General features: G+C 39.4%; 15 protein-coding genes. 4 read left to right on the top strand and 11 right to left on the bottom strand.

Annotated elements, in window-relative coordinates:
* The first annotated feature begins 17 nt into the window (after positions 1-17).
* On the top strand, positions 18-527 hold the full coding sequence (locus KZC02_RS20040) for a DUF6691 family protein (RefSeq protein WP_221390322.1): 510 nt from the start codon (positions 18-20) through the stop codon (positions 525-527).
* Here the strand turns inward: KZC02_RS20040 and KZC02_RS20035 are convergent, their stop codons facing one another.
* Positions 528-1,295, bottom strand: coding sequence for a class I SAM-dependent methyltransferase (locus tag KZC02_RS20035; protein ID WP_229253690.1), 768 nt, complete (start codon positions 1,293-1,295; stop codon positions 528-530). It lies immediately after the preceding gene.
* Between the two features lie 131 nt (positions 1,296-1,426).
* On the opposite strand from KZC02_RS20035, the gene KZC02_RS20030 reads away from it, so the two are divergent.
* Both KZC02_RS20030 and KZC02_RS20025 read left to right on the top strand, forming a co-directional pair.
* Positions 1,427-1,630, top strand: a complete 204-nt coding sequence (locus KZC02_RS20030) for a hypothetical protein (RefSeq protein ID WP_221390321.1) — start codon at positions 1,427-1,429, stop codon at positions 1,628-1,630.
* Positions 1,631-1,804: 174 nt separating this feature from the next.
* Positions 1,805-2,188 carry a hypothetical protein gene (locus tag KZC02_RS20025; RefSeq protein WP_221390320.1) on the top strand — a complete coding sequence of 128 codons (384 nt, stop codon included), beginning with the start codon at positions 1,805-1,807 and terminating at the stop codon, positions 2,186-2,188.
* Positions 2,189-2,282: 94 nt separating this feature from the next.
* On the opposite strand, the gene KZC02_RS20020 is transcribed toward KZC02_RS20025, so the two are convergent.
* From KZC02_RS20020 to KZC02_RS19975, 10 genes are all read right to left on the bottom strand, one after another.
* A complete protein-coding gene (locus tag KZC02_RS20020; RefSeq protein ID WP_221390319.1) occupies positions 2,283-4,796 on the bottom strand; it encodes a phosphocholine-specific phospholipase C in 2,514 nt (837 codons plus the stop codon).
* 267 nt (positions 4,797-5,063) lie between these two features.
* Positions 5,064-6,482: a hypothetical protein gene (locus tag KZC02_RS20015; RefSeq protein WP_221390318.1), complete on the bottom strand. Its 1,419-nt coding sequence runs from the start codon at positions 6,480-6,482 to the stop codon at positions 5,064-5,066.
* An 83-nt stretch (positions 6,483-6,565) separates the two neighbouring features.
* On the bottom strand, positions 6,566-6,907 hold the full coding sequence (locus tag KZC02_RS20010; protein WP_221390317.1) for a heavy-metal-associated domain-containing protein: 342 nt from the start codon (positions 6,905-6,907) through the stop codon (positions 6,566-6,568).
* 102 nt (positions 6,908-7,009) lie between these two features.
* Positions 7,010-7,252 carry a heavy metal-binding domain-containing protein gene (locus KZC02_RS20005; RefSeq protein ID WP_221390316.1) on the bottom strand — a complete coding sequence of 81 codons (243 nt, stop codon included), beginning with the start codon at positions 7,250-7,252 and terminating at the stop codon, positions 7,010-7,012.
* 57 nt (positions 7,253-7,309) lie between these two features.
* On the bottom strand, positions 7,310-7,882 hold the full coding sequence (locus KZC02_RS20000; RefSeq protein WP_221390315.1) for a helix-turn-helix transcriptional regulator: 573 nt from the start codon (positions 7,880-7,882) through the stop codon (positions 7,310-7,312).
* A gap of 90 nt (positions 7,883-7,972) precedes the next feature.
* Positions 7,973-10,201, bottom strand: coding sequence for a TonB-dependent receptor domain-containing protein (locus tag KZC02_RS19995; RefSeq protein ID WP_221390314.1), 2,229 nt, complete (start codon positions 10,199-10,201; stop codon positions 7,973-7,975).
* 90 nt (positions 10,202-10,291) lie between these two features.
* Positions 10,292-10,738, bottom strand: coding sequence for an HYC_CC_PP family protein (locus tag KZC02_RS19990; RefSeq protein WP_409014268.1), 447 nt, complete (start codon positions 10,736-10,738; stop codon positions 10,292-10,294).
* A gap of 79 nt (positions 10,739-10,817) precedes the next feature.
* Complete coding sequence (locus tag KZC02_RS19985) at positions 10,818-11,027, bottom strand: heavy-metal-associated domain-containing protein (RefSeq protein WP_221390312.1); 210 nt, start codon at positions 11,025-11,027, stop codon at positions 10,818-10,820.
* A gap of 99 nt (positions 11,028-11,126) precedes the next feature.
* Entirely contained in the window at positions 11,127-12,278 is a 1,152-nt protein-coding gene (locus tag KZC02_RS19980; protein WP_221390311.1) for a hypothetical protein, read from the bottom strand.
* Positions 12,279-12,374: 96 nt separating this feature from the next.
* Complete coding sequence (locus tag KZC02_RS19975; RefSeq protein WP_221390310.1) at positions 12,375-12,965, bottom strand: Uma2 family endonuclease; 591 nt, start codon at positions 12,963-12,965, stop codon at positions 12,375-12,377.
* Between the two features lie 345 nt (positions 12,966-13,310).
* Between KZC02_RS19975 and KZC02_RS19970 the strand changes: the two genes are divergently transcribed.
* Complete coding sequence (locus tag KZC02_RS19970; RefSeq protein ID WP_221390309.1) at positions 13,311-14,510, top strand: hypothetical protein; 1,200 nt, start codon at positions 13,311-13,313, stop codon at positions 14,508-14,510.
* Positions 14,511-14,513: the final 3 nt, after the last annotated feature.

Raw genomic sequence — 14,513 nt, 5'->3', positions numbered from 1 at the left:
AAAATTAAGTGAATAACATGAGTGATTCAAATACCGATTTATTACCAAAAGATAATTTCGCTATTAAAGACGATGGCTTTGACGGCACAAACCAACAGGAACGCCCTGAAAGTTTTGCTTCAAACATTAAATACCTGATTGTAGGTATACTTTTCGGGATCGTGTTTGTGAAAGCAGAAATTGTTTCCTGGTTCCGCATTCAGGAAATGTTCCGGCTCGATTCCTTCCACATGTATGGAGTAATCGGTTCAGCAGTGGTAGTAGGATTAATTTCCGTTCAGATTATCAAACGCTTCAAAATCGATACTTTGCAAGGCGAACACATTTCTGTTCCGGATAAAACTTTTGATAAAGGACAAATTTACGGTGGAATCCTGTTTGGAATCGGATGGGCAATTACGGGTGCATGCCCGGGGCCGCTGTTTGCACAGATTGGCAGTGGATTTCTGGCGATTATTGTTACCCTGCTAAGCGCCATTGCAGGAACCTGGACGTACGGGTTATTACGCCCAAAGCTCCCTCACTGATCAGATTTTTCTTGCCAGTAAATATACATTATCATCGCCCAGCACAAAGGGCTCAGCTTCCAGATTCGCAAAAGTAGCTGTAACTTCAAAACCTGCACGTACAAACATAGTACACAATTCGGAAAGCGTGTAAATGTGCTGTCGCACCGAATACGTTACTTTTTCCGAACCGGAAATGAAGGTTTGCTCTGCTTCTATATACCCGCCTTCGGCATTGTATACATTTTCGGTCAGGTAAATGATGTCCTCCCGAACCGGCATCCAGTTTCTGGTCTGAAAATTCGGGAAAATACTTTCAGCCAGATTTTCGGTATGGATTACAAAGTGCCCGCCCGGAATAAGCACATCAGCCACATTCTGGATTAGCCTTTGCAAATCGGTACGTGGAAAAAAGCTGAAACTATTTCCTAAACAATACGCCGCATTGAATTGCTGACTGCCAAAATCATAATACAGCACATCATCACAAATTACTTCGATCGGCAATTTTTCCTTATTGACAATGGATTGAAGTTCATCACAGTATTCTTCTGAAATATCAATACATGTCATATCAACCCCTTCATTAGCTAATGGAATTGCATGGCGGCCGTATCCTGAAAGTAGATCAAGCACTTTATTATCTTCCTGAATTTCAAGAACATCACGAAGAAAATCAACTTCATATTCCGTATATTCTTCATCCTGGTGCAGTTTCCAGGCACGCTGAGGAAGTCCGTTAAAATAAGTATGGTACCAGGCCAATGTCTCTAAATCTATCCGGTTCAAATTAAACCTTGTGCAAAAGTAGTTAGAAATGGGAAAAAGTGAGGTCAAAAAGCATTTACTTAGCTTTGAATAAAGTGCTGTTGTATTTTATCATAACGTTGCAAACGAGGCATTTCATAAAAAATAAATATATGAACCAAGTTAAAGAAAATATCTTTTTAGGAGAAATTCCAACGGATGGTCATAGTCCTATGAAATTTGTTTGCAGCGATAATAATATTTACTACTGCAAATACCGAGTAAATTATAAGTTAGAAGAGCTAGACTGTTTAATTTATGAAGTGGTATGTAATAATCTATTAAAATCTCTTGGTAATATGTCTGGAATTAATTGAAGCTTTGGTAAATAATTTTCATCAATTAGAACAAGATATTTTATCGGCTTTTGAACAAGTCCCATCAGATTGGAAAGTTTTCTCACGGTTGCAACCTAAAATAGAATCTTTTTTGTTAGATTCAAAAAGGATTGAATTAGTTCGCCAATTAGCACTATATCAACTTCAAAATTTATGAAATCATTTATTTCAATTTTAAGTTTTCAGACCAGTTCATGTTCAGGGGAAAACCTGGCGGGTGGCTTATTGGCTGTATCTGATGAAAGAATTTGGTTTAAAGCATCAGACTTCAAATTAGACATTGCTAAACAACTTTGTGGTAAAGACTATGAAACTATGCTTAAACAGATCATTCACCTGATAGAAAATCGGATTCATAACCCTTCAAAAGAATCCGTTGCCCTGTTTTCAGCTGATTATATTACATATTTAAACCGCTATAGTCAAGGTGTTCTGCAATTTGGTGCTCCTAAACCTGTCGGTTTGCCAATTGACGATGATTCATTTAATATATTATATAAAAAATTTATTGGTGAACGACCTTTGGAAATAGCATAAATTAGATTCGATAAGGTAGATTTGACAACTTTCTAAAAGCTACAGAAGTCAACTTTTAAAAAGTTGACTTCTGTAAAGTTGATTTTTTAAAACATCAAACCACTCCACCCATCAACGGGTCAGTCTTTGTTACCATTCCCGTTTCCACACGTCCGGCGAAGCGTTCTTCAAAAGTTTCATTCCCCTTTAACTTTACACTGAAGTCATACCAGTTGTATGTTTTTGACAAGTTCAAAACAATACTTGTCTGAGCGCCGGCGGCAATCGTTTTGCTTTGATTTCCGGTTTTATAACTGTTATCGGAAAGAGTTAAACTATGTGCCTTCGTATCCTTATTTATTATGGTAACAATCATATTACCGGTCAGTTTTGAAGAATTCAGTCTGGTTGGCTCGTAACTGCACGTGATTTTAACCAAAGGATTTTTTTCATTTCCGGTGAATTCACGATAAAAACCATTTGGGCCATAAACTCTGAAATGATACCAGCTGTTTTCAAAATCTTCAACTTTCCATTCGTCCTGCAACATATCTCCTGCTGCGACGCTGTAATCCCATGCTTTCAACTCTTCTTTCTGATACGGATTGATGGCATAAACCCTGAATGGCGATCCGGTTGCCTTATTGCCAAATACTTTGTTTCCTGCTTTAAACGAAAGTCCGATACTGTTTTTACTTTTATCAAAAACACAATCTGTATATAGCTCATAAGGCAAAGCACAGGCAGATCTCACACCTTTTTCCTGTTTTGGAAAATAAGGGGATTGTGCAGGATCAGTATTAATCTGTTCAATTTCAGCAGGTGTTAACTGTTTGTAATTGGCTGGTGCTTCTTTAAATTGTGCCTGATGGATTCCTTCAATAAAGGGTTTTTTGTTTAAAAATTCAGGGCTGTTTATCTTCTCGCCATTATAGGGCCTGAATACCGAAGTAAGGTCGCCACAGATCGTACGGCGCCATTCGGTGATATTCTCTTCTTTTACCTTCTTATTGAATTTCTTTTCTAAAAAGTTTTCTAAAAATTGTAAAGACGAAGTATGGTCAAATACTTCCGAATTCACAAATCCGCCCCGCGTCCACGGAGAAGCAATAATCATAGGCACCCGAAAGCCTAGTCCTATCGCACTTTCCCGGATGCTGCTCTCGTTCATCGAAGGATTGGTTTGCTGGCTGCGGGTTGCAAAATCTAATTTCGGATCTATTCCTTTGGAAACTTTCCCTGTGTTCTCTTTGTACGGATTGGGCACTACAAAAGGTGGAACATGATCAAAATAACCATCGTTTTCGTCGTAGGTTAATATGAAAATGGTTTTCTTCCAGACTTCCGGATTTTGCAATAAAATTTCCATTGCCTCACTTACATACCACGGCCCAAACCATGGCTGTCCTGGATGATCAGAAAAATGTGCAGGCGGCATCAGCCAGGAAACTGTTGGTAAAGTATCATTTTTTACATCTTCCCTAAACTGATAAAAAACATCGCTTTTAGGTACTTTCAATTCCCTTTCCGTACCATTATCATCATATTTCAACATTTCAAGTTCATGATAAAACTCGTCGTTGATATTGGTAGTGAATGCCTTGTTATGCAGCTCCTTGCCTTGTTCGGAGAGATTATTGTAACTGTCTTTGGTGAATCTTGTTTGTGCAGTTTCAATATTGGCCAGTACTTTTTTTGCAGCAGCCAGCCGCATAGTTACTTTATCATCCGAAGGCTTTTTTTCGAGTTCGGCTATTTGCTGTAAAATGCTTTCCTTTTTAGTTTGCAAATTAGCGATTCCGCCCTCGTGCAATCTTACGTTGTACTGCTTATAATATTCAAGCACATTGGTTCCGAAATTGCTCAGCCACGCACTTTCTTCTCCTTTTAATCCGTATCCCATCGTCAGCTCATTCTGGTACACTTTCCAGGAAACACCGTGTTCTTCAAGGCGCTCAGGATATGTTTTCCAGTCGAGTTCCGGATATTCATAATTGCTTACATTCCACAAATGCGCTACGGATTCTACCTCATTTTTTTCACGCACTGTACCTGTCATCCAGTAATGACGGTTCGGATGCGTGCCTGTTATACTCGAACAAAAATTATGGTCACAAACGGTAAACGCATCGGCCAGAGAATAGTAAAACGGAAAATCGGACCGATCGCAATAACCCATCGTTAATGGTATTTTGGTATAATCTTTATTTCTCGCTTTTTTAACGTCCAGCCATTTATCATATTTTCCATTGTTCATGGCATCTGTCTGGTCCGACCAGCCATGTGGAATAGAGCCCATCCAGGCCACCTTGGTATCTTTTACATTTAATTGAAACGGCCCGTACGTTTCACCTTCTTTATTTGTTTGCAGCCATACTTTATTTTTATCAGGAAGGTTGATAGCACGTGGATCATTGTAACCGCGAACGCCCTGCAAAGTACCGAGCTGGTGATCAAACGAACGGTTTTCCTGCATTAAAAACACAATATGTTCGGCATCATAAAAGGTACTGCCCAACTCCGGATTAATCGCCAAAGCCTTCTGAATAACCGGCGGCAGCATATTAGCCATCGCACCGGCGCCTGATAAAAGTGCTGCTTTTTTTAAGAAGTCTCTACGTGAATCCATGGTGTTTGAGATGTTTTTTATTTCGTAATGAAATTTAAATTGATCTGAGTTTGGACACTATTTAAAGTAAAAGCTGCCTCAATTCAGAAGACAGCTTTATACTTATTTTATCGGGTGTAAAGAAAACCAACAAAATAAATAGTTATCCGTAAATTTTAATTTCGTATCCTATAAGTGGATTATTAAGGATGCAAAATTAAGATTACCAGGTTACGTGGATGTTTTGGTTATGTTATCAAAATGTGAAACATATATCTGGAAAGTCGATTACATCCTCATGATGGCCGGAGTAAATCTTAAATAAACCTGGCCAGAAACGGGACTTCTTCCATAAACCGGCTGCAAATTCTTGTCAATGGCATAAAAACTGGCTTGAATTCCGGCTTGCAGTAATGTATTTGAAAACGAAAATAATTGTCGGTTTAAGCCTAAAGTAAATGCTGAAACAGGAAATTTGTCTTTCGGCACTTCGTCATACCAGACCAGACCCAATTCTTCTGCACTTTTCTGAATCCATTCGTAACGTCCATAAAATGCCCATTTATCCCATTGCAGATTTGATTCTGCGAGCAAAGAATTTTCCCTGTGGTTTTTTCCGGAATCATTTAATCCATAAACCAGCGAACTGGATATCCAGCGGTTTTTAGTATTAAAACTTTTACTGTGTTGTACCGATGCAGTTGTCCTGTTCACGTTTTCGTCATGATGACCGGCTTCCGGACTTTTTATAAATCCTCTGGAAACCTGCAAAGCCCAATTGGAGGAAGGGTTAAAAAGTAAACGGTAACTATAAGAATCAAAACGCGGTTTGTCGAAGTTAAACCGGTTTTCATTCGGTTCACGACCGGTAAAACCAGATCCTTCCAGCTTGAATTTTCCATAACGTACTCCTGCTGTCACAACGCCGAAAGTAATATGTGTTGCATCCTGCCAGTGATGCCCCAAAACTGCATCCGGATTATTGAAAGCCGACATTCTGTGCATAAAAGCAGTTGGCCCAAGAGCAGGTTCGCCCGGATAACCGGCATAAACCGTCAGATCGAGTTTATCATTAATTCGCTGGGTATAACCTACCGACAGTTCCGAAATCAGGTCATGCGGATGTTGCCGGTCAATCAAAGGATTTCCGTTCCAGGTCTCGCCCGATTGAAAAAGCAAAGGATATCCGGCTCCGCCATCAGTAAGCCTGTCAAGAGAAACCATGCCGCGAATTGCCAGAAGGCCGTTTTCCCCAACCTGCCGCTGTGCCATTCCCATTACCCAGTTGGGAAAACTAAGCTTTGAATCCGAACCTCTTTTATTTTTATTGTTGAAATTCTGGGAAGTGTACCGCACAAACAAACTTCCGTGTAACATAAAATTCCATTGGTTCTTATGTTTCATGTAGGCATACATGGGCGTAGCATCCGGCTGCCATCCCGTTCCCGATCCATTTCTGTTCATAGGCAAACTCAGTGAAAAATTATGCGTCATATGTATGGCATGCTGCATTTCCTCTTTGTGTTCCATGCCCTGCATTTCGTGTTTTTCCAGGTTATGACCTTTCATTTCATGTTCCTGCATGTGATGCATTTCGTGTTTTGTCGTATCCCTTGCAGGTTCGGGATGATGCTCGTGTTGTGCAACAACGGGCAAAGCGGTAGCTATAATACCGGCAAAAGCCAGTATACTGAATGTGTTTTTCATAAAATTTAGTAAGGTTTAGACTTTCCAAGTTTTGGATCGGGGACGCCCAGTCGGGGACGCCTAGTCTTGGAAAGTCTCGGTGATCAGTGAGGTGCAACCGTTTTTTTACAGCAGTTTGGTAACCTATCGTGTGCCTTTTGATTGGCAAGCATATCGTCTGCATCGTAACCGGTATTAATAATCGTTGCTCTGATCTCTTCGGCTGTTGTTTTTTTAGGATTGTATTCTACGGTTACCACCTTGTCTTTTAAATCGAGATTGGATTCTTTTACTCCTTTTGAAAGCCCCAGAGTACGCTCAATGCGTGCTTTGCACATTTCACAAACCGCTGTGGTTCTGATTTTAACTACTTTGTCGTCTTCGGCTTTTGCCATGTTGAATATCAACAGCAATGAGGCAATAAACGGGATCAGTATACTTTTCATAATTTTTAGATTTTAGATTAAAAGTTGTGTGCCTACGGCACGCCTTGGTTTATATAATTCTTTCATTTCTACAAACAGGTAGCCATTCCAGGAAATTTAAAATCAATGTTTGTGTGTTGTTGAATCGGTTTCTGCCAATGCTATTTCCTTCAGATCCATTTTACAAACCGGACATTCCCCTGCTTTTGTATATGTCTTTTCTCCTTCACACTGCATCGGACAGGCAAATTCTTTTGTAGCTACTAATTCCGTTTTTACTGGCGTGTCTTCCTTCACTGATTTATCAGTATTCCCGGAACATGCAGCACAAAAAGCGATCAAAAAGGCAAAAAATAATTTTTTCATATCAATTAGAGATTTGTATAAGTTCGGTTGTTTTTTGTTAAATGTATTTTAAATCTGTCACTTGCCCACTTTATCCAAGGCTTTTCTGGGTAAAAGCGTACTCCTTTTAAATTCTCCGGGTGTAATTCCGGTAACTTTTTTGAACTGGTTACTCAAATGAGCCGGACTGCTATATGACAGCCGCCACGCCATTTCGCTCAGTGATAATTCATTGTAGGACAGCCATTCCTTTATTTTCTCCACCTTTTGTGCGATGATGTACTGTTCAATGGTTTGTCCTGTTTCTGATGAAAAAAGGTTACTGATGTATGAATATTCATAACCGGTTTTTTGTGCCAGATAATCGGAAAAATTCTGCTGTACCGGTTTGTGACCTTTCAAATACTGGATTTCTTCAATGACCAAAGTCCTGATATTTTCGACCAATGCTTCTTTCCGGTCATCAAGTAATTCAAACCCGTTTTGTTCCAAAACTGATTTGATCTCTTTCAGTTTATCAGCATCGGGCATATCTGTTGTTTCCACCTCACCTAACTCAATATGCGTAAGTGTTACACCAATCCTGATAAGTTCTTCTCCGACCACGCGCTTGCACCGGTCACAAACCATATTCTTTATATGCAGCCTCATTTTAATTGTCAATTGTTAATGCCGGGCGGCCGGCGTCGTAAATTAATAATGCCCTTTTGCTTTTAACCCTTCCTCCTTTAACCCCTTTTATTATCTAACTATCTTATAACGCATTCCTGCGTAAATCATTCGCCCGCTTACAGGCCCCCATGCCATTCCGGCATCAAATCCTTTTTCAAATGCATTATCCGCATTCATGATCGGATTTCTCTGACGAAAATTATTCAGGTTTTCTCCACCCAGATAAATATCCCACTTTGGAAAAGTACGCGTAATTTGTGCATTCAGATTATAAAACGATGGCGACATACCAGATGGCATAGCCATTTCGTGGCCCATATCTTCACTGGTCATTCCCATGTAAGGCAAGCGGCGTTTTCCGTTCCATTGCAGCGTAAAATCAAATTTCCATTTATCATAAGGCAAAGCATATCCGGCGTTAAAAAGTACACGATCCCGGCTTACCATCATTCTTGGGATCAAAACACTTTCGTCATTCACACCATAAACCGTTTGTTTTACATCAAACAACCGGTAAGCCAGTTTCAGCTCAAAACGTTTAACAGGAGTCAGATTCACTTCGGCCTGAAAACTATTGGCAAATGCTTTCCCATTCAAATTATAAAAACGGATGTATCTGGGATTTTCCAAATCTGCTACCAGCTGGTTCTGGAAATTTGTACGGTAATAATCAATGATCAGATTTCCGTTCATGTTTCCCAGTTTATATTCTTGTGTCAGGCTTGCACCATAATTCCAGGAAGCCTCGGGGCGAATTTTTTCAAGAAAAACTACCGTTCTTACACTCACCAAGTTGCCGTAATATTCTGCTAGTGGATTAGCAACCCTGAATCCTTTTCCTGCCGAAGCGCGAAGTGTAGTATTACTGGTGAGACTGTATTTCAAGTGCAATCTTGGCGTCCACTGGGTTCCGTAAAGATTATGAAAATCGACTCTGCCACCGGCCACCAGTACAAATTTATCCAGATTATTATACGTGTATTCAAAGAACGCACCCGGCACGGATTCCTTTCTTAGCATCGTTATATCCCTGTATTTCTCATTATAATTATCAAAAAGATAACTGATGCCCGTTTTGTAAGAATGGTTCGTGCTGCCAATAATAGATTGGTATATCAGGTTTCCGTATACTGTTTCCTGTTTGCCATTATAATTATTTAGTCCAAAATACGATTTGGAATCATGTAAAGCGGCATTCACGATAAAGCCTAATCCTTTGTACGGTTTGTCAGGAAACAGCCTGGCTATTTTGGAAAAGAATTCATATCGGTTCACTTTTGAGCCAAATCCATAAGCTTGCGTAGTTCCTTTCATTTCACGCCGGAAATCATTTTGTCCGCCAAGCCTGTCTTCGTACAAAGCTTTGACACCAAATTGCGCCATCATTTTTTCACTCTGGTATTTCCACCGGTTAATCCCGTTGAACTGTGTATATAAAGGCAAATCCAGAAATCCATCCTTATTTTTATCCATACGGTTTTGCAGCGTACTTCCGTGTGTCAGCAATGCTGTGCTCCATTTTTCATTGAGCTGGTGAGCCAGATTCAGATTGGCCTCTGCCCTGCCAAAACTATTGACATACGTATTCAGATACAGTTTTTCGCGTGAATCCGGCTTTTGCAGTTCAATGTTAATTTGCCCGGTCATGGATTCGTAGCCATTTACAACAGATCCGGCTCCTTTTCCCACATCAATGGATTGTATCCAGGTTCCGGGAATAAAATTCAGTCCAAAAGTGGAAGCCAATCCGCGTAAACCGGGTATATTTTCAATATTTGTCTGTATATAAGTGCCGCTTAAACCCAGCATCTGGATTTGCTTTGCTCCGGTCACCGCATCACTGTATGATACGGACACGGAAGCATTGGTTTCAAAACTTTCAGATAAATTACAGCAGGCCGCTTTGGCCAATGCACGGGTAGTAATAATTTCAGTCTGGTGCGGGGAAAGCCGGTCAATGGACGTGGAATTGCCTCGAACTACAACTTCATTCAAGGTCTGGTCATTCCGTAATACAATTTGCAAATCACTTTCCGATCCGATTTTAATCGTATCATTCCTAAAACCTACAAAACTGATAATCAGTAAACTTGTCTGTGTAATCCTGGGGATAGTGAATTTTCCGCTTGTGTCAGTAGACGTAGCATGTGTAGTGCCCGACCAGTACACATTGGCACCGGTAATCGGTTTCAGGGCTTTGGTAATTGCAACCTGTTCATTAACCGAACCGGTTAAACGCTGGGCTGAAATAGAAGAAGAAATCAGGAAAAATAATATTCCTGCCAGATATTTTGTCATCAGTAATATAAATCGATGATAGAATAGTTTAAGCGTAACTGACTGCGCGACGCGAGTCAAACACGAATCAAAAATCTAATTATCAACGGTTTATATTAAAAAAGACTGTATAAAAGAGAGCATACTTCGCCCATGAAAAAGCGAAGAAAATGATATAGCCCGGGTAGACTCAAATGAAGATGGAAGAATCCATTCCGAAATAATAAAAACAAAAGCTTTTGAAGACCAAAGAACGCCGTCCGTCATCGCTTTGAATGACTTAGTTAGCATTTGGGAAAAAGAAGATGTTACATCCAGCTTTTCAAATTTCTGGTTTTCTTTACAGCAACTGGTCTTTTTGAAAATAGTACCTTTAGATTCTTTCAGCGCTTTACTTTTAGCACAACAGGAAGAAACCGCTTTCACTGTATCGGTTTTGTTTTCAGTAACAAATTTTACCGACTTTCCACGCATCATACACGCATGCTCAATAAGCCCGAATCCGGTACTGCTCAGCAGTATCAGAAAGGCCATAAAGATGGTGAGTGATTGATGGATTTTTTTTGCATTGAGCTTTTAATGATTAGCCTCGCGGCGGACTGCTTTTCCGGACCTATTAAATCAAAGTTACTTATTATCAGGCGATTTCCTCTGCGTTGTAACCTGCTTTTTTCAAAAGTCCGGTTACTTCCCCGGCAGAATGACCCGTTTCAACTGTCAGGATGCGGTCAGCACTTTCCAGATCCACACCCCATTTTTCGATATTCTCGTCGGCATTCAAATATGGTGTTACAGCTGCAATACAGCCGCCGCATTTTATATTGGTTTTGAATTTCAACGTCTCCATGTAATTCTGTTTTTTACTTCATCGCAAATATCGGCACAAAATCACTGAAAGTATTACAGAATTCAGATACGGTTTTACAGAGTTTTTGGATTTACTGCATTACTCACTTTTTGTATTTGCAGGTTTCACTACGTTTCTGATATTAACCAGTTTTATCAGAAGATCAAACCAGAATGGTGCTCCAAAAGAAAGTGCGGCGGTCGTTAATGCCCAGCCTACGAATGCCCAGAATAAACTCATCGAATGCCAGGCACCTTTATTCCAACCCATAGGAATGCCAAGCGTACTGATATTCCGTTGCAGATAAGAGGCATATTCCTCTTTGACTTTTAACAGATCGAGTTCTTCTTTTGAAACAATAGCTAATTGATTTTTTACAAAATAAGGTTTCTTTAACCTGACATAGTTAATAAATTTCGCGTCTGTCCAGTCTTCGGGCTGTATTTTAGCGGTTTCAAATCCGGCATATTTTTTAAACAAAGTATCAATTGCATTTGAATCTGCCTTTGATTGCGGTTTGATCCGGGCGGCTGTGTTAACAAGGTTCGTATCTTTTTTGTTGAGATAACTTAAAAAATTTTGCTGATTATCTTTTTCGAAAGAATTGAAATCTTTTTTCTGAGCCGCCTGTAAAGCCTGTTCGACCATCGCATTTCTCAAAACCGGATCATTGTAAAGGCGTTTTGCAATAATGATCGAATCAAGATTCAGGACAATGGAAACCAATGCAGCTACTGCCCAAACCACAATCCGGTTATAGCGCTTATACCAATCGGTAACCTGAGACATGTACTGGTTAAACCATTCTGAAAGTTTTTCTTTAAAATCATCTATATCTTTTGACTCGTTACCTATCGAGGTTAAAATATCTTTGAATTCAGTACCATTCGCCAAATCGCGAATTGAAATTTTCAGTGCATCCAGATTCCCGGGATAGCCTTTTGCTGATAATTTATCAAGTATTACACTTACGAAAGTATTGGCATGAATGTAGGAAAGGGATTCCGACCATAACTTGCTGTTTTGCTTTTTAAAAACACTGATCAAAGGATTCTGTAAAATAGAACCGGCCGCACCTGCACCCCATGCGTTTTCCAGTTTGCTTAATGCTTCGCGCAAAAGTGCCGCACGTTTCTCAATAATGGTATTGATAAATTCCGTGATCCCGGAAACGAACATACTCGCGATCAGGTAAAAGAATGTTAGGGAAAGTGCTACATCCAGAAAAACTGACACATTGCTCATATTCATGAAAATGAAGAATTTAGGTAACAAATTGTCACCAAATTTTCTAAAACTACCAGAGATATCCTACGTGTTTGTTACATACTTATTAACCGGATTTTTCTATGAAGCGGGAATGATTTCCTGACCGGGCAATTCTACTTTGTTATAAATATCTGCAAGCAAAATATAACATTCATTGATCAATATTTTCTCATCCTTTTCCGTATACGTATGGCTCAGCCATTCGGCATCGCTTAATTTCTTAATCACCTCAACTTTCTTCTTTTTGGAAGAAACCAATACATATTCCCGAAAAGAAGGGATTGTTTTATAACAATCAAATTTTTCTAACCGGTCGTAGCTTTCCGTTGAATCGGATAAAACTTCTATGATAATTTCAGGATTTTCGAGCGCATCTATTCCTTGCGGCGATTTTTCGTAGATGGGCTTTTTGCACACAATTACTAAATCCGGAAACGAATATTTTTGGCATTCTTCTATTTTAATTAACTGATCACTGTTTAAAATCATACAACTACCTGACTCTAAACAATTTTCTAGTGCCCTTGCCAATGTTATACAAATTCGGTTATGAGCAGGTTGCGCACCAGCCATAGCAATTATTTCACCTGAATGATATTCAAGTTTCACATCAGATTTTGCCAGTAAATCAAAGTATTCTTCGCGGGTCACAAGTGTTGTTGTTTGCATGAATGGCGTTTAGCTGTGTATAGTGTTTTATCAAATTTAAGCTTTTATCCATTTTATCCAAGCAGCAAAGTGACAATTCCTGACCACGAGTTAGGTTAAGAATGAAATGAGGTTTGCCACAAAGAAACGAAGATACAAAGTATAATAAATTGGAAATAAGAATCTTAGTGGATTTGTGCCCTAGTTGTCCGCCGGCGGTGGAAAATGCCATTTCATGCTTAACTTAACACTAGCAGACATCATAGATTCTGATCCGCGATTTTCATTTCCTTTCCTCATTTCCAATAATTTTAAAGAAGAACCAATAAATTGCATGTCTAATTTTTATCGCAGCCATAGCCATATATGAAAACATTCTCTTCCATTAAGGAACTGTTAGTAGTACTCAACCGCGAGCACAAGCTAATTATAGCGCTGTTTGAAAAAAGGAAAAGCCTTGCTTATAAATATGATCATGCACTGGAACTGGTTGACTTCGATGAAGATAAAATAAGAACGCTGATCCATTATTCTGTAATCCGGCAGAACGGCAACAACCTAGAACTGGACGACCAGTTTCTGCAATTTTTTGAGCAGATACTGGAAGTAAATGAGGAAATCAATGTGTCTTATATCAATGAGCATATTCAGAATATCAAACACAGTATTCTTTATTATTTGCAGGAAAACAGTGAAACCCGAAAATATGGCTACCTGCGCCAGGTCAAAAACGCGCTTAGAAAAATAGGTATTATTGCCCTGAGAAATGTGGTTGACCTGAACCGGAATATTGATAATACGTTCAAACACGAACCTAATTATAAGATCAAAAAAGCTAAGCTGGAACATTTGGATGATAAGCGACATGATATTTATGCGCTGATCGGACAAACGGAACAGCTGATTTCCGGCGAAGAGGAGCAAACGTTCTTTAAAGTAGCCGCGGATGAAGAATTAAACCGCATTATTATCGTACTCAGATTACAGCTGAATGAATGCCTGCATAACCTGATCGACATTCAAAAACAAATTATAGAATTTCTTAACCGTATCAAATACCACAGTGGTGTGATAGAAAAACTGAGACAGATAAAATATCTGAAAGATCAGTTTACGCTGAAAAGCAAGACCAACATTAAGGAAATACTGGCTGTGAACAATGCGGTAATTTTTGAACCTAATCCGGTATATCCACTCAAAATATCACTGGAAGTTTTACAAACAGACAATGAAATACCGGATCTGATCGGGAAAATATCTAAACGGATCCGGACGGGCATAAAAGTAACCCAGCCACTTGCCGGTAGTATTTCCAACGAAGACCTGGAAACACAGGTTGAAGAAGAATTTCAGATCAATCTGGATGAAGTTAAAAATGGATTTCTGGCAGGAAGCAATAATCTTTTCGACTTCGTTTTGAATTACAATTTTGACAAAGAAGTGAGTTTTGATGAGCGCATCACGATATATTGCCAGATGGTTTCTCAATATGACGCGTTATTTAAAATTACGGATCTTTATAATAGCAGAGAGGATACAGAATTTGCCATGATTTATCCCAAATAAATG

Origin of the sequence: Dyadobacter sp. NIV53 (genome assembly GCF_019711195.1) — a bacterium.
In the GTDB taxonomy this organism is placed as follows: domain Bacteria; phylum Bacteroidota; class Bacteroidia; order Cytophagales; family Spirosomataceae; genus Dyadobacter.
Note: the sequence above shows the minus strand (reverse complement) of the source record. Positions and strands in the feature narration are given on the sequence as shown.

What these genes read in the sequence shown, in the direction of transcription:
- KZC02_RS20040 (WP_221390322.1), top strand. Translation starts at nt 18, where the DNA reads ATGAGTGATTCAAATACCGATTTATTACCAAAAGATAATTTCGCTATT.
- KZC02_RS20030 (WP_221390321.1), top strand. Translation starts at nt 1,427, where the DNA reads ATGAACCAAGTTAAAGAAAATATCTTTTTAGGAGAAATTCCAACGGAT.
- KZC02_RS20025 (WP_221390320.1), top strand. Translation starts at nt 1,805, where the DNA reads ATGAAATCATTTATTTCAATTTTAAGTTTTCAGACCAGTTCATGTTCA.
- KZC02_RS20020 (WP_221390319.1), bottom strand. Translation starts at nt 4,796, where the DNA reads ATGGATTCACGTAGAGACTTCTTAAAAAAAGCAGCACTTTTATCAGGC.
- KZC02_RS20015 (WP_221390318.1), bottom strand. Translation starts at nt 6,482, where the DNA reads ATGAAAAACACATTCAGTATACTGGCTTTTGCCGGTATTATAGCTACC.
- KZC02_RS20010 (WP_221390317.1), bottom strand. Translation starts at nt 6,907, where the DNA reads ATGAAAAGTATACTGATCCCGTTTATTGCCTCATTGCTGTTGATATTC.
- KZC02_RS20005 (WP_221390316.1), bottom strand. Translation starts at nt 7,252, where the DNA reads ATGAAAAAATTATTTTTTGCCTTTTTGATCGCTTTTTGTGCTGCATGT.
- KZC02_RS20000 (WP_221390315.1), bottom strand. Translation starts at nt 7,882, where the DNA reads ATGAGGCTGCATATAAAGAATATGGTTTGTGACCGGTGCAAGCGCGTG.
- KZC02_RS19995 (WP_221390314.1), bottom strand. Translation starts at nt 10,201, where the DNA reads ATGACAAAATATCTGGCAGGAATATTATTTTTCCTGATTTCTTCTTCT.
- KZC02_RS19985 (WP_221390312.1), bottom strand. Translation starts at nt 11,027, where the DNA reads ATGGAGACGTTGAAATTCAAAACCAATATAAAATGCGGCGGCTGTATT.
- KZC02_RS19980 (WP_221390311.1), bottom strand. Translation starts at nt 12,278, where the DNA reads ATGAATATGAGCAATGTGTCAGTTTTTCTGGATGTAGCACTTTCCCTA.
- KZC02_RS19975 (WP_221390310.1), bottom strand. Translation starts at nt 12,965, where the DNA reads ATGCAAACAACAACACTTGTGACCCGCGAAGAATACTTTGATTTACTG.
- KZC02_RS19970 (WP_221390309.1), top strand. Translation starts at nt 13,311, where the DNA reads ATGAAAACATTCTCTTCCATTAAGGAACTGTTAGTAGTACTCAACCGC.